18 protein-coding genes are annotated in these 23816 nt (G+C 44.7%); 1 reads left to right on the top strand and 17 read right to left on the bottom strand.

The features are described 5' to 3' along the window. The 8 genes from AAGR14_RS19490 to rhaT all read right to left on the bottom strand — a co-directional run bounded on the left by AAGR14_RS19490 (position 1) and on the right by rhaT (position 9521). Positions 1–279, bottom strand: coding sequence for a hypothetical protein (locus AAGR14_RS19490; protein WP_342645916.1), 279 nt, complete (start codon positions 277–279; stop codon positions 1–3). Between the two features lie 216 nt (positions 280–495). Beyond that, positions 496–1092, bottom strand: a complete 597-nt coding sequence (locus AAGR14_RS19495) for an LUD domain-containing protein (RefSeq protein ID WP_342645917.1) — start codon at positions 1090–1092, stop codon at positions 496–498. A 302-nt stretch (positions 1093–1394) separates the two neighbouring features. Next, positions 1395–2768: a lactate utilization protein B gene (locus tag AAGR14_RS19500; protein ID WP_342645918.1), complete on the bottom strand. Its 1374-nt coding sequence runs from the start codon at positions 2766–2768 to the stop codon at positions 1395–1397. Position 2769: 1 nt separating this feature from the next. Then, complete coding sequence (locus AAGR14_RS19505) at positions 2770–3504, bottom strand: (Fe-S)-binding protein (RefSeq protein WP_342645919.1); 735 nt, start codon at positions 3502–3504, stop codon at positions 2770–2772. Between the two features lie 23 nt (positions 3505–3527). Next, complete coding sequence (locus AAGR14_RS19510) at positions 3528–4913, bottom strand: FGGY family carbohydrate kinase (protein WP_342645920.1); 1386 nt, start codon at positions 4911–4913, stop codon at positions 3528–3530. 3 nt (positions 4914–4916) lie between these two features. Further along, complete coding sequence (locus AAGR14_RS19515; RefSeq protein ID WP_342645921.1) at positions 4917–6191, bottom strand: TIM barrel protein; 1275 nt, start codon at positions 6189–6191, stop codon at positions 4917–4919. Positions 6192–6291: 100 nt separating this feature from the next. Beyond that, entirely contained in the window at positions 6292–8412 is a 2121-nt protein-coding gene (locus tag AAGR14_RS19520; protein WP_342645922.1) for a bifunctional aldolase/short-chain dehydrogenase, read from the bottom strand. A gap of 29 nt (positions 8413–8441) precedes the next feature. Beyond that, positions 8442–9521 carry an L-rhamnose/proton symporter RhaT gene (gene rhaT, locus AAGR14_RS19525; protein WP_342648709.1) on the bottom strand — a complete coding sequence of 360 codons (1080 nt, stop codon included), beginning with the start codon at positions 9519–9521 and terminating at the stop codon, positions 8442–8444. A gap of 305 nt (positions 9522–9826) precedes the next feature. Here rhaT and AAGR14_RS19530 point away from each other — a divergent pair, with 305 nt between their 5' ends. Then, the gene (locus tag AAGR14_RS19530) at positions 9827–10858 is read left to right on the top strand and encodes a GntR family transcriptional regulator (protein WP_342645923.1); all 1032 of its coding nucleotides are present in this window, start codon (positions 9827–9829) and stop codon (positions 10856–10858) included. A gap of 74 nt (positions 10859–10932) precedes the next feature. Here AAGR14_RS19530 and AAGR14_RS19535 read toward each other — a convergent pair whose 3' ends face one another. The 9 genes from AAGR14_RS19535 to AAGR14_RS19575 all read right to left on the bottom strand — a co-directional run bounded on the left by AAGR14_RS19535 (position 10933) and on the right by AAGR14_RS19575 (position 23796). After that, the gene (locus AAGR14_RS19535; RefSeq protein WP_342645924.1) at positions 10933–12588 is read right to left on the bottom strand and encodes an altronate dehydratase family protein; all 1656 of its coding nucleotides are present in this window, start codon (positions 12586–12588) and stop codon (positions 10933–10935) included. A 14-nt stretch (positions 12589–12602) separates the two neighbouring features. Next, positions 12603–14108 (bottom strand): tagaturonate reductase, encoded by a 1506-nt coding sequence (locus AAGR14_RS19540; RefSeq protein WP_342645925.1) that lies wholly within the window; start codon positions 14106–14108, stop codon positions 12603–12605. A 10-nt stretch (positions 14109–14118) separates the two neighbouring features. After that, entirely contained in the window at positions 14119–15156 is a 1038-nt protein-coding gene (pelA, locus tag AAGR14_RS19545) for a pectate lyase (RefSeq protein WP_342645926.1), read from the bottom strand. Between the two features lie 17 nt (positions 15157–15173). Next, a complete protein-coding gene (locus tag AAGR14_RS19550; protein WP_342645927.1) occupies positions 15174–16154 on the bottom strand; it encodes a pectinesterase family protein in 981 nt (326 codons plus the stop codon). Positions 16155–16211: 57 nt separating this feature from the next. Then, positions 16212–18131: a glycoside hydrolase family 88 protein gene (locus AAGR14_RS19555; RefSeq protein WP_342645928.1), complete on the bottom strand. Its 1920-nt coding sequence runs from the start codon at positions 18129–18131 to the stop codon at positions 16212–16214. Between the two features lie 216 nt (positions 18132–18347). Then, on the bottom strand, positions 18348–19355 hold the full coding sequence (locus AAGR14_RS19560) for a pectinesterase family protein (RefSeq protein ID WP_342645929.1): 1008 nt from the start codon (positions 19353–19355) through the stop codon (positions 18348–18350). Positions 19356–19364: 9 nt separating this feature from the next. Continuing rightward, on the bottom strand, positions 19365–21023 hold the full coding sequence (locus tag AAGR14_RS19565; RefSeq protein ID WP_342645930.1) for a glycoside hydrolase family 28 protein: 1659 nt from the start codon (positions 21021–21023) through the stop codon (positions 19365–19367). Between the two features lie 87 nt (positions 21024–21110). Continuing rightward, positions 21111–21854: a rhamnogalacturonan acetylesterase gene (locus AAGR14_RS19570; protein WP_342645931.1), complete on the bottom strand. Its 744-nt coding sequence runs from the start codon at positions 21852–21854 to the stop codon at positions 21111–21113. A gap of 121 nt (positions 21855–21975) precedes the next feature. Further along, on the bottom strand, positions 21976–23796 hold the full coding sequence (locus tag AAGR14_RS19575; RefSeq protein WP_342645932.1) for a RagB/SusD family nutrient uptake outer membrane protein: 1821 nt from the start codon (positions 23794–23796) through the stop codon (positions 21976–21978). Positions 23797–23816 lie beyond the last annotated feature (20 nt).

The following is a 23816-nucleotide window of genomic DNA, read 5'->3' on the forward strand; positions in this document are numbered from 1 at the left end:
TTATAAATCAACCTTAAATTTGAGGTGTTGATGGTCGGCGCCGTTGTCTTTGTTAAATTCGGCCATTAAAAGGTAAACCATGCATTTGGCCGTATACTCATAGTCGGCTTTAGATACACTGAGGGTAGATACAATATAATACCCATCAGCCTTTTGTATGCTGAAGTTGTTGCCCGGATTGGTTACATCATGAATGCGTACCGTATTATCTACCACCAAAGCTTTATAACCTTTACTGATGGCATACACTTCAAACATTTTAAGCGGTTCTGGCTCCATAAATTTTGCATTTAGATAAAAGGGGATATTATTACAAGCAGCCGGTAGGGTAATAGTTTTGCTTATTTTGTCCTATTTAAATGCTTGTTCAAATTACCCCTTGTCACGGCTCAGGGCAAAAAACAAAAGCTATTCAAAAGTATCGTATCGAATACTTCCGAATAGCTTTTATCAAAAATCGATGCTCAAATTGAGCATCGATAACTTTTGTCTTGGTTAATCTTGCAAAATAAACACCGTCATACTACGCGGGCCGTGGGCACCTAATACTAACGACTGTTCTATATCGGCAGTTTTAGATGGGCCGGCTATAAACGCGCCCCAACCATAAGTTTCTGAACCAATACGCATATAAGCGCGGTGCATGGTATCTACCAAATTAGATGCCGTGATTACTGCTGCTAAGTGCTGGCAAATAAAAGGCACGGCACGATGGCCTAATAGTTCTTCTGTCACCCATACCGAACCATTTTCGGCCACACCAAAATGTGCTTTAATCAAGGCCAGTTCTACATCGGCTAAATGGTGTGCTGCCGGATTAATTTCATAGGCCGATGTGGCTACGTCATCCAACTCGGGCACTAAGCTCAATACACGTACATTTTGTGCGTTGTATTTTTCTTTAACAATGGTTTTAACTTCGTCCCAGTTGCTTACCCGGTGTACCTTGCCGCCAATGGCAGTCAGTACAGCTTCATACTGCCCAATAATGTCAGTATAACCAATTTCCTTAAAGGGCGCTATATTGGGTAGCGGCTTAGCTTCAGGCTTATTTTGCGCTACCGCCGCTAATATTTTATCTCTGCTGCTCATAAATCAATGAGTGAATAAGTGAGTTGTGAATGAGTGAATGGAGGCCAATGAGTGAATTTTGAATGAGCTAATGAGTGAGTAAATCCAAGCTGTCATGTCGAGCAATAGCGAGACATCCTGCTACTCGCAGTAAATTAACGGATTGATGTAATAACAACTCTTCTGTCCAATATCTATATTCTTTACTCTTTATTCTAAAACTGTGCTTATTGTCCCTAATTTTAATTCTGTACTCTTGACTCTATACTCTTTATTCTAAAATCTCGGCTCCTGTCTCTTGTTTCTTGGCTCTAATCTTACCTCTATTTCTTATTCTTCGCGTACCACTCGCCGAAAGATTCTTTGGGCGGTGTAGGCATATCACGTTCTTTGTACCAGGCGTTAAGCTTGTTGTTTACTGCAAATGGGGCATACTTAATAGTTGCCCTGCCCATCTTACCGGCAGCATGATAAAGCGTTGGTGAGGCTAGTGTGGTGGCCATTACCTGCATAGCAATTTTTTTGCTGGTTGGTGCATAGCCTTCTTTTACCAGTACTTGTCGCCACTTATACAACTGGTCGTGAATGTCAATTTTTACCGGGCACACATTACTGCATGATCCGCATAACGTTGATGCAAACGGCAGATCTGCATATTTTTTCATATCCAGGTTAGGTGCCAAAATGGAACCTATAGGCCCTGCAACAGCGGTATGATAGCTATGGCCGCCACTGCGGCGATACACAGGGCAGGTATTCATACAGGCACCACAGCGGATGCATTTGAGCGAATTACGGAAATCCTCCCGGCCTAACTGCACACTACGGCCGTTATCAACCAGTACAATGTGCATTTGCTGCCCAGCTCTTGGTTTACTAAAATGACTGCTGTAAGTGGTAATGGGCTGCCCGGTGGCACTACGGGTAAGCAGGCGTAAAAACACACCTAAGTGTTCACGATTAGGAATCAGCTTTTCAATACCCATACAGGCAATGTGCACATCAGCCAAATGGGCGCCCATATCGGCATTTCCTTCGTTGGTACACACCACAAATTCACCAGTTTCGGCAATAGCAAAGTTTACACCGGTTAAAGCCACTTTACGGGTCAAAAAGGTTTCGCGCAGGCTGCCACGTGCAGTTTCTGTTAAAAACTGCGGGTCAGACATGTTGGATGGCGTACCCAGGTACATATGAAACAGGTCGCCTATCTCTTCTTTCTTTTTATGGATACAAGGCAGTACAATGTGGCTGGGCGCTTCTCCAGCCAGCTGTACAATCCGTTCGCCCAAATCAGAGTCTATTACTTCAATGCCATGCGTAGCCAGGTAATCATTCAGGTGGCACTCTTCGGTAAGCATTGATTTGCTTTTTACCATCTGTGTTACCTTATTTTCGGTAAGCAGGCGGTGCACAATTTCGTTATGCTCCTGGGCATCAGCGGCCCAATGTATAATGATACCGTTGGCTTTGGCAGCAGCTTCAAACTGCTCCAGGTAAGTATTTAAATTACTGAGTACGTTAAACTTTATGTTAGAGGCAGCTTCGCGCAATGCTTCCCACTCGGGTAACTGATGTACGCTTTTATCCCGCTTGGCCCTTATCCACCATAAGGTTTCATCGTGCCAGTCAACCCGCTCCTCGTCCCTGTTAAATATTTCTGCCAGTTCGGCATGGTCTTTAGTTGCTACATCCATCTCACTCTGCGTTTAATATTTCGGCAATATGTAATACCCTAACTTTGCTGCCCTGACGTTTCAGGATGCCTTCCATATGCATCAGGCACGACATATCGGCACCTGTGATGTACTCGGCGCCATGCTTTAAATGGTCGGCTACACGGTCTTTGCCCATTTTGGACGATACAGCTTCTTCAACTACGCAAAAGGTACCGCCAAAGCCGCAGCACTCGTCTTTGCGCTCCAGTTCAATCAGCTCCAGGTCTTTTACCATATTCAGCAACGAGCCTGGCTTGGAAAAACTTGGGGCTACCAGTTCGGTCATAGAACTTAAATGTAAACCACGCTGACCATGGCAGCTTTGATGCACTCCAACTTTATGGGGAAAACGTGCCTGCAGGCTCTGCACCTTAAGTACGTCTGTCAAAAATGATGTTAACTCCCAAACTTTATGACTTATTTCTTTGGCTTCGCCGGGGCGCTTATCATCGTGCAAATGTTCGCGGATGTGCAATACACAACTACCCGAAGGCGACACGATATAATCAAATCCTGAAAAATTATCGATAAATAACCTGTTACAGCCGCCGGTTAAGTGTTCAAAACCGGAGTTGGCCATGGGCTGCCCGCAGCAGGTTTGATTTTTAGGATATACCACTTCAACCCCAAGTTTTTCGAGCAATTGCAAAGTGGCAATGGCTGCACCGGGATAAAACTGGTCAACATAACATGGTACAAATAACCCTACACGCATCTTTTGCTCCTGTGTTATAATTTTTAAGTAGTTAATGTATGAGTAGCCGAATAATACTTCAGCTCCAGTAAATCGTGAGGTAAAGGTTTGGTATTCCAGGCATGATGAATAGCTAAAGCAGCACCTACCGCCGTGGCTTGCGCCATCGAAGCTGCAAAAACCTCTACGGTAGGGAAAGCATTAGCCAGCATATGCATGTAAACCGAATTTTTGCTAAATCCTCCGTCCACAAAAATACGTTTCACCGTACCGTCTTTAAGCACATAACCTGTCGAAATTTTTTGCTGGTCAACAATATCCAGCATCAGGCGATGGTAAGCTTCAATGTCGTTGGCAAATTCGCTTAAATTGCGCTGGCCAAATACAGACGCTTTTAAACTGGTAGCGCCTGATATTTTAGTAGTTTCTTTAGCCAGCAGTTGCGTAGTTAAATCGGCATCGTACCTGATAGTGCGGTAATAAGCAATGTTTTGGTTAAAGTGAGCTGCAATGCGTTTGACCTGCTGCTCATACTCATACCCGGCAAATAAACGCGATGCCTTGACCGGCTGACCTTTATACTGAATAAATTTCAGACAATCGTTTTTCAGTTCCTCGTCTGTTAACGGCGAGTCATCAAAAGGATTGAGCGTAATGGTCCAGGTACCGGTAGACAGCAGCACAAAAGGCTCTGTAAAGCTTACCAGGTAAGGAATTAAGGCTGCCGAACTATCGTGCAAGCCAATGCCTACACTGTAATTATTACCCGGAAACTCAGCCGGCAAAACTTCGTCGGCATTGCGTACAGGCGCTAACTTTTCGGCCAGACCTTCTTTTTTTACCCAATCGTGATAGTCGTTTTTCTCAAAGTCCCACAGGCTGGTATGGCAACCAATACTGGTTAAATCGGTAAAAGCCTGACCGCTGATTAAGTAACTGAGATACTGAGGCAAATGCAGTGCATACTTAATACGGTTAAAGATATCAGGTTTTTGAAACTTCAACCGGTACAGCTGCATACCCGAGTTCAGATTACCTAAAACCGGGGAAGCGGTTTGCCTCGCTACCGTTGCTTCGCCACCGTAAGTGCTGTAAAACTGCCGATGCAAATCATCAGGAAAAGCCTTTAAATAATTGTATAACGGCGTTAATGGTGCGCCATCCTCGTCCAGATACACAAAGCTGGCACCGTAAGATGAAAAGTTTACGGCCTTAATATCAAATTCAGGGCGCCTGATAATTTCGCGCAGAGAATCGAACACCGAAAGCCGTAAACTATCAATATTTTCGCAGGGGTCGCCATCCTCATCGGTCGTTTCGTTAAAACGGGCCGACTTTTCGTAAACAATTTTATAGTCTTCGTTAAACAAGAACAATTTTTTGTTGGTCTTGCCTACATCAAATACTGCTATTACGGGTGTTGGCGTCATGTTTTATAATCCTGTAGCTACTGTTTTTTCGCCACGCTCTTTAATTAAATTTTTACGTACATCCAGGCTACGGTAAGCAGAAAGCGGGCTTAAAGCGCCACCCTCGCGTAAACGGGCCTCGGCCACTAAAGGACGTACATCCGTGCGGTAAGCACGCTGCAGAATTTCCTGTGCGGCAACGGCATCATTAGCAGCCTGTGCTTCTTTTAAAGCAGCAGTATCTACCAGTAAAGCCTGCGCATAAGCAATTTTAATAGCTTCTACCGACTGCAATAAATCCTCAATCGGATCTTTCAGGTTGTGCGAAGCATCAATCATCCAGCCAATATCAGTAGCATGCGTCATGCCGCGGGCATCCATACCTTCTACCAGTTCGTTAAAAATAAGGAACAGCTGGTAAGGGTTAATACTGCCCACGGTTAAGTCGTCATCGCCGTATTTAGAATCGTTGAAATGGAAACCAGCTAATTTGCCTTCCATTAATAATAACGATACAATCTGTTCAATATTGGTATTCGGCAAGTGGTGACCCAAGTCAACCAGGGTCGATGCTTTAGGGCCTAATTTGTTAGCTAACAATAAAGATTGCCCCCAATCGCCGATAGTTGTCGAATAGAAATTCGGTTCGTAGGGTTTGTACTCCACCCATACTTTCCAGTCATCAGGCAAGGCAGCATAAATTTCCTGCAAGCTTTCTAAGGTATTTTGGAAAGCGTTACGGAAGTTTAACTGACCAGGAAAGTTTGAACCATCTGCTAACCAAACAGAAAGGGCATTAGAGCCTAACTCTTTACCGTATTTAATTACTTCGATGTTATGTTCAACCGCTTGCTTGCGCACGGCTTTATCAGCGTGGTGCAGTGAGCCGTACTTGTAGCTTAGCTGCTGATCTTTCTGATCCTGAAAAGTGTTAGAATTTACCGCATCAAAACGCAGTCCGTGCTGCGCAGCTACGGCTTTAATCGCATCTGCATTAGATGGTATATCCCAGGGGATATGTAATGAAATAGAATTACTTGATTTATTTAAAGCATGGATAGCGCCTACATCCTCAATCTTTTCTTCGAGGCTGCGCGGCTCGCCACCACCCGAAAAACGACCGAAACGTGTACCACCGGTACCTAAAGCCCAGCTTGGGATGGCAATATTAAAAGCCTGAAGTTTGTTTAAAACGCCGTCCAGGTTAGCCACATCAGCAGCCACATAATCAAACGCACGCTGATGTTTGCTGCTCAACTGATGATTGCTCTCATCAATTTTGTATTTTTCTATTAACATGAGTATTTATTAATAAGTTCATAGATAATAGTTCATGGTTCATAGCTGACAGTCACGTTTTGCATGAACCATCAACTATGAACCATGAACCTTTTGCTTTTTATCTTACAAAGCCGGCAGCAACACCACCGTCAACGTTAATGACGTTACCTGTTGATTTAGCTAATAAGCCGCCGGTTAAAGCGAAACAGGCATTAGCAATGTCTACCGGTAAAATAATCTCGTTTAGTAAAGTGCGTTTGGCGTAGTAAGCAGGCAGTTCGGCAACAGTAATGCCGTAGGCTTTAGCACGGCCTTCGGCCCAGCCACCAGCCCAAATGTTGCTATCGCTGATTACGGCATCAGGGTTGACTACGTTAACACGGATTTTGTCCGGACCTAACTCGGCAGCATTTAAACGGCTTAAGTGTAACTGGGCAGCTTTAGCACTACCGTAACCGGCATTGTTAGGGCCGCTTACCAAAGCGTTTTTACTCACAATATTAATCACGTCACCACCAATGGCTTGTTTTTTCATTACAGCTACGGCAGCCTGGGTTACAAAGAACTGGCCTTTCACCAATACGTCATATAAAAGATCCCAGTCTTTTTCGGTATGGTCGCCGATAGTTTTAGAGATAGATAAACCTGCGTTGTTTACAATCAGGTCAACACCACCAAAATTAAGAGCAGCTACATCCATCGCAGCCTGAATTTGATCTGCACTGGTTACATCCATTACCGCTGTAGCGTATGAATCTTTACCGTAAGCAGCTTTAAACTCTTCGCCGGCACTTTCTAAACGCTCAGCGTTCATGTCATTCAAAATAACAACGGCGCCTTCTTCTACAAACTTTTTGGCAATAGCTTTACCAATACCACCGGCACTACCGGTAATTAAAGCAATACGACCCGACAAAGCTTTGGGCTTAGGCATACGCTGTAACTTGGCTTCTTCTAACAACCAGTACTCAATATCAAAAGCCTCCTGGCGTGGTAACGAAGTGTACTCAGAGATAGCCTCTGCACCTTTCATTACGTTAATCGCGTTGGTATAAAACTCGGCAGCTACGCGGGCAGTCTGCTTATCTTTAGAGAAACTGAACATACCTACACCAGGATACAGGATGATTACCGGGTTGGTATCGCGGATAGCCGGGCTATTTGAATGTTTGCAGGTATTGTAGTAGTCGGTATACATTTGACGGTACGCCTCAAATGCAGGGGCTAATTTAGCTTTTAAGCCTTCTACGTCACTCAAGTCAGCCTCAGGGGCCAAATCTAAAACCAGCGGGCTGATTTTAGTACGTAAAAAGTGATCGGGACAGCTGGTACCCATTGGGGCCAGTCTTTCCAGATCGTTAGAATTTATATATTCCAGTACGCGGGCATCATCGGTAAAATGACCGATCATGTTACGCTCGCTTGAGCAGAAACCACGTAATATCGGAGCCAGGGCTACCGCTTGTTTTTTACGACCGGCTTCTTCTAAACTTTGTACTTTCTGACCGCCAAAAACAGGGCCTTTTTTGCCATAGTTTTGCTCCAGGTACTCGGCACATTTTTCAATTACTTCTAAAGTATTGATGTAGCTTTCGTAAGCGGTATCGCCCCAGGTAAATAAACCATGCGAACCCAGCATAATGCCGCGGATGCCGGGGTTGGCATCTAAACAGGCTTTTAACTGTAAGCCTAACTCGAAGCCTGGTTTTTTCCATTCTACCCAACCAATGGTACCGCCAAATAATTCTTCAGTAATTTGTTTACCGTCTTTAGCTGCAGCAATAGCGATAGCGGCATCAGGGTGCAGGTGGTCGATGTGTGCAAACGGCAAAAAGCCGTGTAACGGCGTATCAATAGATGGTGCTTTAGAATTTAAATCGTAGATGCTGTGGTTAAACAACTCTACCATTTCGTCTTCGTGCTCAACACCGCGGTATACATTTTTAAGGCTGCGCAAGCGGTCAACGTATAAAGCAGCCAAGCCGCTTTTTTTCAAAGTACCGATATCACCGCCAGAGCCTTTAATCCACATTACTTCTACGTCCTGACCGGTTAACGGGTCTTTAGACATGAGTTTGCAAGAGGTATTACCACCACCGTAGTTGGTGAGACGCAAATCGGCACCCAATAAGTTGGAACGGTATATTAAAAGGGCTACTTCGTCACCCGCCAGTTCGGCGGCTTTAGCGTCGTCCCATAAATAGCTTACGTGCTTAAATTCGGTTGTTTTAACAGACATATGAATTGAATGATTTACTTATACAGTTATTATTTTAATGAATTACCATAGCCTACAATAAGCACCGATAATATAATGGTAGCAATACCGGCAACCACGGTGATGTAAGCTTTACGACTTACGCCTTTCCACTCTTTTAACACCAATCCCCAACAGTTGGCGATCAGGATGATAAAAGCCATGTGCAATATCCATGAGCTTGGGCCATTACCTAAACGGCTCTCGCCCATGCCATAAAAGAAGAATTGCAGAAACCATGTAGTACCCGCCAGTGCAGAAAACAGGTAATTGGCTACCAGCGGCGTTTTCTTATTGGTATAGTCGCCGAAAGTTTTGTTACGGGCGTTTAGTATCATGCAGTAGATAAAGTTGGTGGTTAAACCGCCCCAGAGTATTACTACATAAGTTACGTTGTTTTGGTACAAGAAATTGCCCTGACCGGGGTTGGCTGCCATCCAGATATGGTTAGCGGTTTCGGCCATGGAATGACCTGCCTCAATGCCAAAGTTAAAGCAAGCACTTAACACGCCCGAAACAATGGCCAGGGTAATACCCAAACCAAATTTATAGTCGCTGTTAGTATCGGCCACCGAACCATCATTAGATAGTTCTTTTTCTTTCATTACTCCGGCTTTGCCGCAAATGATGATACCGATTACGCAGACCAAAATACCCAGTAGCACCATTTGCCCCCAATGGGTAGTCATTAAAGTGCTAATAGTATCTTTGTTTGGCTCAGGGAAAAAGTTATAATAAACTGACGGAATTAATGATCCGAAAATTGAGCACAAGCCCAGTATGATTGAGCTACCCAAAGCTACGCCCAAGTAACGGACGCCCAACCCGTAGGTTAAGCCGCCGATACCCCAAAGCACACCAAAAAAATAGGTTAGCAACAGGATATGGCCCGAAGTGTTTTTGATAATATCTGTAAAGTTGGGAATAGTTAACCAGGCAGCTAACGGCGGAACGATAAGCCAGGAAAAGATACCGCCTACAATCCAGAAACTTTCCCAGGCCCACCCCTTAACTTTCTTATAAGGAATGTAAAAACTGCCCGAAGCAAAGCCTCCTATAAAATGGAAAACAACACCTAAAACTGCCTGCATTAGCTCTAATTTAATATAATTGGTTAAAGCGAAAGTAGAAAAGCTGTATAACACAGCTATCATGCACTGTCATGGTTAATTTACAGTGCTAACCTATTTTCGCCCGCCCAGTATAACGAAAAATATTAAGTCCATTATCGTCAAAAATTAACATAAATAAGCATAATTTTGACAATAAACACGTCGTGTTAACGCTTACATAACAGGCCGCCTTTCTTACTGGTTTAACAATGCACAGACATCAGGCTATCTGTGCTTAAACACCTAACTTGTATACAAGCAGTGACACTGATTACACTACGCAAATGAAACCTACATCGTTTTTAGAATATATTGAGATAGATTATTACTCATCGACTCCTAAATACCTGCAACTGGCCAACTCAATAGCCAAGGCTGTTAGAGACGGGCGACTTAATCGTAATGATACCTTACCTTCTATTAATGAGTTAAACTACAACTTCGAGATATCGCGTGATACGGCCGAGAAAGCTTACAAGCATTTAAAATCTATTGGTATATTAGGTTCGGTTCCCGGTAAAGGTTACTACATTAAAAGCGTTGAGACCATGCAGCGCTTTAAAGTATTTTTACTGTTTAATAAGTTAAGTACACATAAAAAGTTAATTTACGACGCTATTGTAGCCGGATTGGACAACCAGGCAGCTATCGACTTATATATTTATAACAACGACTTTTTATTATTTAAAAAGCTGCTCGAAAACGCTCATGAAGATTATACGCATTACGTCATCATCAGTCACTTTTTGGATGGCGGAGAGAGTGCAACTGAGGTAATTAACAAGATACCTAAAGAAAAACTCATTTTACTGGACAAGATGGTAAAGGGTGTTGAGGGCGAGTATGCTGCCGTGTACGAGAACTTTGAGCAGGATATTTTTAAGGCCCTGGAGCAAGCCCTGCAACCGTTGAGTAAATACCAGACTATTAAAATTGTATTTCCCGAACACACGTACCATTCTACCGAGATATTGAAAGGCTTTTACAGCTTTTGTACTCAATACGCCTTTAATTACAAATTGGTACGCGATATTCAGGAAGAACCGCTGAACAGTGGCGAGGTGTATATTACGCTGATGGAAAACGACGTGGTAGTACTGATTGAACGCTTACTGCAAACCGATTTTAAGATAGGTGAGGACGTGGGTATCATCTCGTACAACGAAACGCCGTTAAAAAAAATAATCTTGAACGGGCTAACTACCGTCTCTACTGATTTTCAGAAAATGGGTGAAATTGTTGCCCAGATGGTTATCAACAACCGGCGCGAGCATGTAGAGAACCCGTTTTATTTAACATTGCGGGCTTCTTTGTAAAACAGGAAAAACTAAACAAAAATAGCCAATGCAAAATGCATCGGCTATTTTTGTTTGATATATTTTGATTGACATTACAGCGACACACCACGTTTCCACGGGATGAAGTCGTCTTGCCCATGGCGCACGGCACAAACTTCCACTTCGCCGCTGGCCACTTTAACTACGTAATCTAAAATACGTTCGCCGGCTTGTTCAATAGTTTCCTCACCTTCAATAATGGTACCTGTATTTAAGTCGATGATATCGCTCATTTTGTTGTACAGGTTAGTATTGGTAGCAATTTTAACTACGGGTGCAATTGGGTTACCTGTTGGCGTACCCAAGCCTGTGGTAAATAACACCACGTTGGCGCCCGAACCTACCTCGGCTGTGGTACTTTCCACATCGTTACCAGGAGTACATAGCAGATTTAAACCGGGCTGTACTACTTTTTCGGGATAATCCAATACATCAACCACCGGCGATGTACCGCCTTTTTTAGCAGCACCTGCCGATTTAATGGCATCCGTAATTAAACCGTCTTTAATATTACCCGGCGAAGGGTTCATATCAAAGCCCGATCCGGCTTCTTCGGCACGCTGGGCATAGGTACGCACCAGGCTTACAAAGCGGTCGGCGTCTTCTTCCTGCACACAACGGTCGATTAAATTCTGTTCAACACCGCATAGTTCCGGAAACTCGGCTAAGATAACCGAACCACCCAAAGCAACCAGCAAATCCGAGGTGTAACCGATAGCTGGATTGGCCGAAATACCCGAAAAACCATCAGACCCACCGCACTCTAAGCCAATGGTAATTTTACTTAATGGTGCAGGCTGACGGGTAGCCTCATTAGCCTGAATTAAACCAGCCAGCGTTTTACGCAAGGCCTGCTCAATCATATCCGACTCTTTGCCTATGGTTTGCTGATCAAGTATATATAATGGTTTGCTAAAATTAGGCGAGCGCTTTTCGATCTCGCGCTGTAAAATACTTACCTGCGCGTTTTGGCAGCCTAAACTTAATACTGTTGCACCGGCAACGTTAGGGTGCGTAATATAACCGGCCAATAAACCACAAAGGGTTTCGGCGTCCTGACGGACACCGCCGCAACCACCAGTATGAGTTAAAAACTTAATACCATCTACATTCGGAAAAACCTTGCTCTCGCGGCTTGTGGCATCAGCAGCATCAATCTCTGTATAAAGCACCTCGTCAATGCTTCCACCCGATTTAACTTTATTAATCAAATGTTGCGCCTTGGTTTCGTACGTTTTTTTACGACCGTAACCTAAAGGTTTAACTAAAGCATCCTGCAACACTTCCAAGTTGCGGTTTTCGCAAAACACCATAGGTATAACCAGCCAATAGTTAGCAGTGCCTACACTGCCATCTGCGCGGTGGTAACCGTTAAAGGTACGGCTTTGCCATGCGCTAACGTCCGGCTGCTGCCAGTTGGCAGCATGCTTGCTTTCGGTTAAATTACTGTTGGCGGCATGGCGAATGTTACTGGTGGTTATTACGCCACCCGATTTTATTTCGTATTGCGCCTTGCCTACCAGCACACCATACATAATAATATCATCGTCAGCCTTAATATCATGTATAGCCACCTTATGTTTTGCCGGTATCAGATCAATAGTGGTAAAAGTATCGGCTCCGTAAGTGATTTCCTGGCCTACCGGTAAATCAACTAAAGCAACCAGAACATTATCATTTGGATGGATTTTCAATATGGTCTGTTTCATCAGTATTATTCCTTTTAAACTGTAGTTTCCTTTAACAAAATAGCATGTGTACCTTCTTCAGTAATTTGCTGCAAATGATGTAATACCGCAGCTTCAAAACCCGGCAGTTGCGTTAAGTCGGCCTCCCATAAAGTTTTATTACTTAATAAAGCATTTACTACCCCTGGTAACTCCTGCATTTTCCATGCCTCACTAAATACATCTGCCTGGCTGTCAGTTATGGCATACTCTTTACCATTGTTTTTGCCGACATATTTACCGTCTTCACTTTTTTCTGATTTCATGAACCTGATAAAGGCCGCAAATCCCAGTGCAAAATAATGAGGTACAAAATTATGCAACTTATAATGATTTAACAGCAACGGGATAGTACGCATTTTTATTTTGGATGAGTACTGCGCCGAAATACTGATCCACTGGTGCTCGATGGATGGGTTGCGGAAACGGTCTAACACCTTACCGGCAAAATCGGCAGCGGCGCTATAGTCTACTTCGTAAGGTATGGCAGGCGCAATTTCTTTCAGCATCAGCTGGTTAATGAAATTGGCAAACGATTCATCTTCCATCGCTTCGCTTACCGTTTTAAAGCCCGACAAAAATGCCACTGCACAGCTTAAGGTATGCGTGCCGTTAAGCAGGCGGAGCTTTAGCTCCCTGAACATTTCGATGTTGGGTACAATGACTACGCCTTCATCTACCTGCGCAAAACTAAGTACATCTTTCACCTGCAGGTTGCCTTCAATAGCCCAAAGCGAATATACTTCTGATACAACGCGTAAATCATCCTCATAACCGCAGCTTTCTTCCATTGCACTGGCCAGTTCGGGTTGTGGTTTGCCGGGCACAATGCGGTCTACTAGTGAGTTGCAAAAGTGGTTATGCTCTTCCAGCCAGTCCATAAAAGCGGGCTCCAACTTGTTCAGATGGGCCAGTTCCAGCACTATAGCCTCCAGTTTTTTGCCGTTATCTACAATCAGTTCGGTAGGTACAATCACCAAACCACTGTCGGCACTGCCCTTAAACGCCTCAAAACGTTTGTACAAAACGGCCAACAATTTACCAGGAAAGGATACCGGCGGATTTTTACGAATATCATCCTGCACCAGTTGTATGCCTACTTCGGTAGTGTTAGATATCACCACTTTTAAGTCAGGGCTTTTAGCAACATTCAGGATAGCGTCCCAATCACCGCCGGCGGCCAGCACACGGCTTACGGCCGAACATACGATTTGCTCGTTAACCTCTGTACCTTTGTCAATACCTTTAATATACAAAGTATACAAACTATCCTGGCGGTCAAACTCAGTGGCCGAACCTGTATCGGTTGATTTTACGACAACCACACGCCCATTAAATATGCCGGCACGGTTAGCTTTATCAATGTAGTAATCGGGCAGGGCACGCAGCAATACGCCGGTACCAAACTGCAATACTTTTTCGGGTAGCTCAAACACCTTTGCATCAGGCACCACCACGTCAGGCAGATCTATCTTACTTAAATTATATCGGGAGAGTCTCATATGCTATCAATCAATTTACATTATTTTTTTTGGCCCAGGCAAAATACTGCTTACTCAATATTTTGGCAGGCCACACCCCATACCAGGCATAACCGGCACGACGCTCATTTTCTATCTCGGTAATATTATATTTTTTTTGACTATCGCGGCCCGAAAAAAAAGGCTTATTGGTGCCAATCTCGTAATACCTTGCCCAAATAGTTGAATTTGGGTCGGCTACCAAAACCGCATCTTTTTTAGTGGGCTGACTATTATTTGTGATATGATCAAATCGATATCCGGTAATTTTCACAGTATCAAACCAGGCAACAGCATTACTTACGGCAGCTTTAATATCGGCAGAGGGCGACGGCAAGCGCATTAAGAATTCCACAATAGCAGCCGACTCGGACGTAGCTAAACCTACCAGTTCAAACTTACGTGCCATTACTGGCTGCAGCGTACGGTGATCATATTGCTGGTTCCAGGCGGTGAGCTTACCGTTTACTTTAATCTGCGTTTTTAAAATGCAGTCAATCCCACGTTTAACTGCATCTGTAGCCGGAGCTACCAGTGCCTGGTCAACCACCTCAAAGCCTTTGGTACGGTTGGCTACGTTATACAACAGGTTCATTACGTTAATCATGGCGTTATCGTTAAACGTAATTTGCCCCCGGTATAGGCTGCTGTCGGGGTAATACTGTGGCCAGCCCCCGTTGGCATACTGGGCTTTCAGTAAATACCGGATGCCTTTCTCGGCTGATTGCAGGTAAGCTTTATTATTGGTTTGCGGATAAGCGTTAATCAGGTAATTAATTTCTTTAAAAGTGGCGTTATTATCAATGGTAGCATCAATACGGCCGGCATCTTTTAGGGTAGATGCTTTTTGCGCATCGGTAAGTGTTTTATTATAATCGACTTTTACTTCGCCAACTGCTTTGGGCCACCCACCCACACTGCGCTGATAGAGTAACATGTTTTCGGCTACTGCGTCGGTAGTTTGCGCCTCGGCTGTTCGGTAAAATCCTAAACCAGCCATCAGTAGCATAATAAATAATTTCGGGCGCATTGTGTTTTTCAATTAGCTTAGTTTAATAACGGATTCCATTGCTTATCAAGTGCCCATAGCGCAGTTATGTTCTTAGCTGTTGGTGCGCCCACGGCGCTGCTTAAATTATTGGCAAACCATGTATAATCACCGCCGGTTCGGTGGCAGTTGTAATAGTAAACCCGCTCGCCCCATTGTACACCGGTTGAACTTGCCGCTTTAAATATCGGCGCATTGGCCAAGTTACTGTCAAAGGTACAGTTAATGAGATAAAATTGCGACTCGCGGTGATAGCGGCCCAGTTTAAAGCCTTGGTCACCCTCAAATTTACAGTTAACTAATACCGTTTTCTGATTGATATTGCCAGAACCATCATGCCAGATGGCGGCTTCTTTGCTATGGCATATAAATGTGCAGTTTTCGGCATAGGCCCAGCCACGCGGGCAATAAAAATCAACACCGCCCTCCAGAGTGCAATCCTTAAAATAAAATAAGCCCGAAGCACTGTTCCAAGGGCTTACCGTATCGCCGCCCAAAGCACGGAACGTACAATTCAAAATTTTTAAGCGGGTAGTTTGAAAAGAGCGTAAAGCCATCTGGTGACCTGTTACACTTACTGTTTTGGTTGATGCCGGCTCAGTGCCTGCCTGGCAATTAATGGTAGTATCCTTACGGTGATGAAAACCATAACCGTTGATTACCGACAAATTTTGCAAGGTAATATCACTGCCGCGCAAATTTAGCGTAGCTACGCCCCAATCATCAGCATTGCCCTGGCAGCGCCAGACGTCGCGGGCAATATCCTGGGTAATGATGACGCCTTTCTCGCTTTCGCCTTTTAAAACCAAATGATTTTTGGTGATAAAAAGCTTTTCGTTATAGGTGCCATTTTTAATTAGGATTACACGATCGGCCGTAGCATAATCGGGCAGACTATTGATAGCGGCTTGTATAGATTTAAAAGATCCGTTACCTCTGGCATCAACCACCAAAGGAATATTTTTTTTGGATTGAGCCATGAGCCCAACCCAATTAAATATCATCAAACCCCAAATCCACAAAAGCCGCTTCATTGTTTACTTTGCCGGAATTTGCTTGGTTAACCAGCTAACCACATCGTTAGCTGCCTTAAAATTCTCGAATTCGGCAGGCAACTTACGGCCGTCCAAGTATTCGTTGTAAAACCATGGATCGCCCACGGCCAGCACTACCCCCTTACCATACTTGGCCATCGCTACCGCTACCTCGCCTTTTTGGTTTAGCACCGATTGCCCCGGGGGCGTTAATGCAAACGTACTGATCTCTTTAATATAAATCTTTTTAGCCGTTTTAAATACCGGGTTATTAGCCGGTATAGCTACCGCTCCCTGCTCAAACTGGGCGCCCTGCACATGGTTAATGCTGTTTTCTTTAAACGTGAGGCCAAATTTGCTCATCAATGTATTGAAGTGCTTAAACTCAGCGTTGCCCGTATCATTATGTAAAACCAGTAATACGCCGCCTTGCTTTACCCAGTCGGTAATAGCCGTAACATGAGCCGGCTCCATATATTTGGCATTTGGGTTCTCTTTCGGAATATCCGGGTCTACAATGACATAAACCGAAGCCGGTTTTAAATTGGCTGCCGTAGGTGCCTGGTATAGCGTACCTAAGTTTAAGCCATAATTATTAAAAATGTGGCCGAATAAAGAAAAGCCGTTGTTATCCCACTCTTCCCATTTATAATGGTAAGGCAACAATGTTCCGGTAATATCTTTTTTGCGCTCATCGTTAAAATAGCTGTCCAAAACCACGTTTCTATCACGACCTGCTGATAAGTTGGCTAAGCGCTCCATCTCTACACTGGCTTGTATAAAGGCGCCCACACCTTTGGCATCATTCGTTACTACCTTTTCGCTCAAGTAATAGGCATAGCTGCCGTCGCGGTAAGGGTTACCGCCTAAACCAGCCACGCTCACCGTACCGTTTAAATTAATCTGACCGTTAGCATCGGTGCTAATGAACTGCTTAATAATACCGTTAAACCCTGTTTGGGCCACCGCTTTAAAATATTGCGGCAAATTATGCTGACGCACACCTTTAGCTAAAGCATATACAAACATGCACGATGCTGAAGATTCGAGATAGTTACCTTTCTCTGCCCCCTTATCCAGCACCTGGTACCAAACACCGGATTTTTTATCCTGGTATTTAGCTACGGCTGTAGCATAGCGGTTAAGAATTACCAGCAGTTCGGCACGTTTAGGGTGATTTACCGGCATCTGGTCTAACACATCAACCAGGGCCATCCCAAACCAGCCCATCGCACGTCCCCAAAAGTTTGGCGAAAGGCCTGTTTCTTTATTAGCCCAACGCTCTTGTTTACTCTGATCCCAGGCGTGGTATAGTAACCCGGTTTTAGGGTCGCGGGCATGGCGCTCCATCAGTATAAACTGGCGGGCAATATCGTTAAAGGCTGTATCTTCATGAAAAGTGCTGGCATACTCTGCGTAAAACGGTTCGCCCATGTACAAACCATCCAGCCACATTTGGTTGGGATAACGTTTTTTGTGCCAGAAACCGCCCTCGGGTATACGTGGCTGCTTGCTTAACTGCGTGCGCAATGTACTGGCCGCTTTAAAATATTTTTCGTTGTTGAGTACCTTGTACAACATCAATACGGTGCGGCCATCCAATATATTGTCAATATTGTAATCCTCCATTTTGTAGCTGCGAATGCTACCATCTGGCATTACATATTTATCAACCGTATTTTGTAAAAACTGGAAATATTTCTTCTCGCCGGTTTGCAGCCAAACGTTTTCAATGCCTTTCCATACCACTCCCTGCTCGTAGGTCCAGTGGCCGGTAGTTACCGTATCGCTCCATTTGGTCATAGCAGTTTGTGCCATGCGTTGAGACCACGGCTGGGTTTGCGCCTGTGCTACAGCAGCACCGGTACCCAACAGTACACAACAAGCCAAAATACTTCTCTTAAAAAGTTCCTTATATCTCATAAGATTGTTTTAAATAGTTGCGGTAAGACTGTAAAAACTTACCCAAGGTTTATAGTTATGTACCGGTTACACTAAGCACAGGTACAATTGTACTTACATTTTAAAGATTTTATACCCCTACTGCCCCTAAAAATTTATGCAAACGTTCCCAAAGAAAATAAAAGCTTCGGCTCATCGCCTGCATAATAATCCGGTCATCAAAGCCTGCTAAAATCATTACTCGGTGCTGCCCGGTTGCCAGTTATCTTTACCAGCCAATACATTTTTTACAGTGTATTGCCTGGCTTCGCGTGCTGTTAACTGCTTAGACCAGCTTACCCGTTCGCCGGTTTTTGCACCCGGCCCGAAATTTTGATATTCGGCGTAATAAGTTGTTTTTTCTTTATCCGGAAACATCGCATCACCCTTCCATGGGTTCCAACCTTGCGGAACAATGTGACTACCCATTTCGGTATTGATAAATACCGTTTTGGCATAGGGCCGCCACGGTCGGCCTAAAAACACTTTATTGGCGGCGCTGTCAGTAATCAGTTTACAGTTGAGCAATACAAACCCAAAAGCCTGCCCTTGCGGTGTTGCCGCTGCTGTAATGTAAGAATTAAGCAAACTTTTAATCGTGCAGCGATTAAATACTACAGTAGCTTCTCCAAACAAAAAATCAGTTGTGCCTTCCATATAACAGTCTTCGTACAACTGGCGACTGTTACCAGTAGCCGCATACAGCGTATCCTGGTTGCCTAATAAACGGCATTTTCTAATCACACAACGATCTCCCTCTACATGCAAGGCAACGGCCTGTCCTACGCGTCCGGCTGCATTTTCAATAGTAAGATTTTCGGCCATGAAATCATTACCCTGTACCAGTAACGTGTATGAGGTGTAAGTGCTCATTTTAGCATTACCAAAGGCGTCCTTTCCACCCGGAACCGCCTTGCCCGAATAATCGCTGTTGGTGATGATGGTATTTTCGGCACTCTCGCCAATTAATGAAATTTTGGTTTTCCAGCTCGGAATCACCAGTTTTTCATGGTAGATGCCTTTTTTAATGTGGATGGTTACCCGCCACTGCCCTAAATCACGCACCGCGTTCACCGCTTCCTGTATGGTTTTGTAATTGCCGCTGCCATCCTGTGCTACGGTAAGTTCTTTGGGCCGGACCGCTTCCTGGGCAAACAGGCACCCTGAAAGCAACAGGCCGACAATAAACAAGCAAAGCGTTTTCATACAGCTAATTTATTTAGATACGGTTAGTACTTTGCTATCGGCACCGGCTTTAAATTCGGTTTGCTTTGCGGCCTTTGATAAATCCGAATGTAGCACCTGGATATTACCGGAACGCTTGCCGCCAATACTGAATAGCAGTTGTGTGTTAGCGCCATAACGCAGGTTGTCGAATTTCACATCATTACTATTGCGAACGGTAATCAGCGGATTAGCATTAGTGCTCTCTACAAACACATTTTTAAGGTTGATGCCTTTGCCTTCAATAATCTCGATACCGTTTTTAGTTTTTAGGTTGATATTATCCAGGTTAATGTTTTTAATGCTCATTTCGGGTAAACCGCGAATCAGCAAACCCCTGTCAGCGCCGTTGCAGGCAACGTTGCTGACGTAAAAATCGCGAAACTGCGGTGTAGCTTCTGTTACGGGTGGCAAAGCCACATCGGTTACCGACTCATCATCCGTTGGCGACTTGCCCGTGTAATACATATCAAATAGTATAGCACTGGTGATGATATCTTTCATGGCGATATTTTTAATGTAAATTTTTTCTACCACTCCGCCACGGCCGCGGGTGGTTTTAAAACGCAAACCGATATCGGTACCCATAAATGTACAGTCGGACACAAAGATGTTGCGTGCGCCGCCCGACATTTCGCTGCCTATCACAAAGCCACCATGACCGCGGTATACGATGCTGTTTTTAACCACCATATTTTCGGTAGGCATGCCGCGTTTACGGCCTTCTTCATCCCGTCCTGATTTTACGCAAATTCCGTCGTCGCCGGCATCAAACGTACTGTTATCAATCAATACATTTTTGCACGACTCTACATCAATAGCATCACCGTTCTGAGCATTCCAGGGATTACGCACTTTAACACCCTGCAGGGTTAAATCCTGGCACATCAGGGTGTGCAGGCACCAAGCACCCGAATTTTGAAAGGTAGTGTTTTGCAGTAAGATTTTTTTGCAGCTGGTAAGCACCAGCATATTAGGTCTGAAAAAATCTTTATAAGGCTCATTGGCTGCTGCGCTCGAGCCTGGTTCAATATAACCGGCGCGTGGTGTTTTCATCGCCTTAGCATAACTCTCAGACGGATACCACGATCGACCATTTTCGCTTATTACCCCTCCCGAAGCTACTTTGCGTTTCCATTCTTCTTCCGTCAGGCGGTCTTTGCCAATAGCACGCCAAACCTCACCATTACCGTCAATCACACCTTCGCCGGTAATCCCGATATTGACCAAACCGGTACCCGAAATTGGCGACTCGTTACGGTAGGCTGCATGGCCTTCCCAGTTACCTTCGATCAGTTTGTACTGGCTTTTATCGGCGGTAAACTGTAAAAGTGCGGCCCGGCTTACATGCAGATTTACATTATTTTTCAGCTTAACTGGCCCGGTTAGCCATAAGCCGCTGGGCACTAATACTACACCACCACCTTTGGCACTGCAAGCCGCAATAGCATTGTTGATGCTGGCCGTATTTAGGGTGATACCATCGGGTTTGGCACCGTACTTTATAATGTTAAACGTGTCTTTTTTAAATACCGGCAGGGCTGCTTTGGGCAAATTTTTCCAGGAATACGACTGGCTTTGAGCCGATGCCGGTACATAGGCACCCAACACTAAGCAGGTAGCCAACACGGCTTGTTTAATATGGAACATCAGGTTTATATTAAGAAATTTTATCAAAATAATTAGTTATGGGTATACCAATGCTGTGGCATCTTAGCCAAACATTAGCATAAGTTATCAGGACCGCGCTTTGGTGATATGCCCGGCCAGTTCGAGGTTGAGTTGCTGTAAGCTCTGCAATACCAGTTCGGCCATGCGGCGGGCACCTAATTCGCTAAAGTGAGTATCGTCTTGGTTGCCTTTAGGATAATGCGGGTTTTCGCCCGGCTCCAAGTGGTTATACAAAAACTTAGAACTTTCGGGCCCAAGCTTTTGCAATAAAGCCTGGCTTTGGGTATCCAGATCTATCAGCGGCACTTTGGCCTCTTTGGCTACATCGCGTACAATTTGTGCGTAAACGGTATGGGTTTGCACAATATGACCGGTGCTGTCAAATTTGCGGCGGGCTACCGGAGTAATTAAAACCGGGATAGCCTGCTTGCTTTTAGCTGTCGTGATGAACAGATTTAAGTTTTTACGAAATTCATCTTCGGTAGTAAAGCTCTTTTTAGTCGGCACTTCATCGTTATGGCCAAACTGGATCAGCAGGTAATCGCCTGCCTTCATGCCCTCGGCTACAGGTTTCCATAAACCTTCGGTCATGAACGTACGGGTGCTGCGTCCGTTTTTTGCCCGGTTATCAACCGTAATGGTGGTATCAAAATAATTGGCAAACGGCATTCCCCAACCAGTTTCGGGATAGGCTTTCTTTTCTTTAACAGCCATGGTAGAATCACCAATCATGTAAACCGTTACCTGGCGGGGCACCGGTTTAAAAGCTACTAAAGACAGGAAAATAATCACTAAAGTATTACGGATCATAGCAGGTAGATGATATGCAGAATTTTAGAATGCAGTTAAAATGATTGCTATTTACTACAAAAACAGCTTTAATAAAATAAGGAGCAAAGCTTTAGCCGCTTTACTCCTTAAAATGTTACAATTAATAACCGGGGTTTTGCTTAAGCCGGCCACCATAGGTATCTAATATGGCGGTGGTGTAAGGGAACAACTCGCTCTTATTAGGCGTAAAGAAACGGGCTATACCATCCTGCAACGGCAGGTTATCTATAGATGCACCGGATATAGTACCGGTTGATGATACGGAAAATACCAAATGCTGACGCCAGTCGGTACGTGTCCAGCCGGTTGTAGGCGACGGAACAGCCGTGGTGGTGAAAGGATTGGCAGCAAAGTATTGAATTTCTTCGCCGTTATTTTTCCAATAGATGTATTGAGGCACGTTGGCATATTGGCCCACATTATCCCTGATCTGGGTAATTTTCAACCGCGCGTCAGCAATCTTGGTTCCTAACAGGTTCCAGCGTATCAGGTCATACTTGCGGATGCCCTCACCGCCAAACTCCAGGTAGCGTTCGTTTACAATAGCATCAAAAAAACCGGCTTTATCGCTTGGTGTTATGCCAATAGCTGTTTCGTTACCTTTAAATCCTCTTTTGCGCACTTCTTCAAACGCGGCTTTAGCCTCGGCCGATGGTGCACCTTTAACTTCGTTATCCGCCTCGGCAAACATCAGCAGTACATCCGCAAAACGGATAAGCGGCCAGTTATAGCCTACGTTTAATACCGTTCCGGGCAGTAAAGGCACGCGCCAGTCTCTTCTAAACTTACCATCGGTCAGCTCGCCCAGGCGGCGTAAGCTTTTAAGGTTGGTAGCGCCTATGGAGTATACCGGCACGCTTACATCGCGGCGGGTATCTAACGGGTTAAAGGCGTAAAAGAAGTTGGGTAGCATCATTACACCACCACCACCGGTACCATACCTTGATGCCGCATTAATAACAGGACCATCGTAGTTGGCCATGCGGCTATCGGACACGCTATTACCACCGCCAGCGCCTACTTCAAAAATAATTTCGCCTACTGGGTCGGGGGTAAAGGTAGAGATGTACTTTTTCCACACGTCCTCGTAAACCGGGTTTAAGGTATGCTGCCCTCTGTTGGCCATTAAATCGGCACACTCATCGCGACAAATGGTATAATACTTTAGGTAGTCAGACCGGCGCTCCATCAGTTTGGTGTCGGTGCGTAATGAGTAACCGCCTCTGAATAAGGCAATCTTAGCTCTCAGCGCTTTAGCTGCGCCTTTGGTGATACGCTCGTTACGTGCAGTTTCGGTGCGCCAAGGCAACAAGGTTTGGGCCAGTGCCAGGTCATCAATCAAATGGTCGTAAGTGGCATCGCGATTAGCCGCTGGTATAAACAGGTCGGGCTGTTTGTACGACGGGATGAACGGCGCAGGTACATCACCCCAGTTTCTTACCAGTTCGAACAGGTACTGCGCACGAAGTGTTAATGCCTCGCCATACAAGCGCCGCAGTTCTTTTTTGTCGGCATCCGAACCACTATTATAAGCAGTCATTTGCGGTATCTGGTCAATACATAAGTTTGCCTTCTCTACCCCGCGGTATAACTGGTTGAATGGATTGGTTAACTCAGTGTTGGAGGTTTGCAACTGGTAACGGCCAATACCCCGCCTACCATTATCAATAGACCCGCTTACAATACCCTCGTCCGAATCGTAAGGGTAATACAAGCTGATACGGATGCCATAGCCATTATCGCCCGAAAGCTCATCATATACACCGATTAGAGCGGTGGTAGCATTTGATACGTTTGAAAATGCCTGATCGAGGCTATATTGCGATTGCGGTTCAACCTCGGTAAACTTTTTACAGCCACTGTACGATACAGCGCTAACAAAAGCGGCAACAGCAATTAATGTCTTATTATAGAATTTCATCTCTTTCTCTGGTTTAAGTA

Origin of the sequence: Mucilaginibacter sp. CSA2-8R (assembly GCF_038806765.1) — a bacterium.
Classification (GTDB): Bacteria; Bacteroidota; Bacteroidia; order Sphingobacteriales; family Sphingobacteriaceae; genus Mucilaginibacter.

Bases quoted from the DNA above. Each gene is read 5' to 3' on its own strand.
- AAGR14_RS19535 (WP_342645924.1), bottom strand. From the start codon at position 12,588: ATGAAACAGACCATATTGAAAATCCATCCAAATGATAATGTTCTGGTT.
- AAGR14_RS19570 (WP_342645931.1), bottom strand. From the start codon at position 21,854: ATGATCCGTAATACTTTAGTGATTATTTTCCTGTCTTTAGTAGCTTTT.
- AAGR14_RS19575 (WP_342645932.1), bottom strand. From the start codon at position 23,796: ATGAAATTCTATAATAAGACATTAATTGCTGTTGCCGCTTTTGTTAGC.
- AAGR14_RS19500 (WP_342645918.1), bottom strand. From the start codon at position 2,768: ATGGATGTAGCAACTAAAGACCATGCCGAACTGGCAGAAATATTTAAC.
- AAGR14_RS19520 (WP_342645922.1), bottom strand. From the start codon at position 8,412: ATGTCTGTTAAAACAACCGAATTTAAGCACGTAAGCTATTTATGGGAC.
- rhaT (WP_342648709.1), bottom strand. From the start codon at position 9,521: ATGCAGGCAGTTTTAGGTGTTGTTTTCCATTTTATAGGAGGCTTTGCT.
- pelA (WP_342645926.1), bottom strand. From the start codon at position 15,156: ATGCGCCCGAAATTATTTATTATGCTACTGATGGCTGGTTTAGGATTT.
- AAGR14_RS19495 (WP_342645917.1), bottom strand. From the start codon at position 1,092: ATGAGCAGCAGAGATAAAATATTAGCGGCGGTAGCGCAAAATAAGCCT.
- AAGR14_RS19530 (WP_342645923.1), top strand. From the start codon at position 9,827: ATGAAACCTACATCGTTTTTAGAATATATTGAGATAGATTATTACTCA.
- AAGR14_RS19550 (WP_342645927.1), bottom strand. From the start codon at position 16,154: ATGGCTCAATCCAAAAAAAATATTCCTTTGGTGGTTGATGCCAGAGGT.
- AAGR14_RS19510 (WP_342645920.1), bottom strand. From the start codon at position 4,913: ATGACGCCAACACCCGTAATAGCAGTATTTGATGTAGGCAAGACCAAC.
- AAGR14_RS19560 (WP_342645929.1), bottom strand. From the start codon at position 19,355: ATGAAAACGCTTTGCTTGTTTATTGTCGGCCTGTTGCTTTCAGGGTGC.
- AAGR14_RS19490 (WP_342645916.1), bottom strand. From the start codon at position 279: ATGGAGCCAGAACCGCTTAAAATGTTTGAAGTGTATGCCATCAGTAAA.
- AAGR14_RS19505 (WP_342645919.1), bottom strand. From the start codon at position 3,504: ATGCGTGTAGGGTTATTTGTACCATGTTATGTTGACCAGTTTTATCCC.
- AAGR14_RS19515 (WP_342645921.1), bottom strand. From the start codon at position 6,191: ATGTTAATAGAAAAATACAAAATTGATGAGAGCAATCATCAGTTGAGC.
- AAGR14_RS19565 (WP_342645930.1), bottom strand. From the start codon at position 21,023: ATGTTCCATATTAAACAAGCCGTGTTGGCTACCTGCTTAGTGTTGGGT.
- AAGR14_RS19555 (WP_342645928.1), bottom strand. From the start codon at position 18,131: ATGAGATATAAGGAACTTTTTAAGAGAAGTATTTTGGCTTGTTGTGTA.
- AAGR14_RS19540 (WP_342645925.1), bottom strand. From the start codon at position 14,108: ATGAGACTCTCCCGATATAATTTAAGTAAGATAGATCTGCCTGACGTG.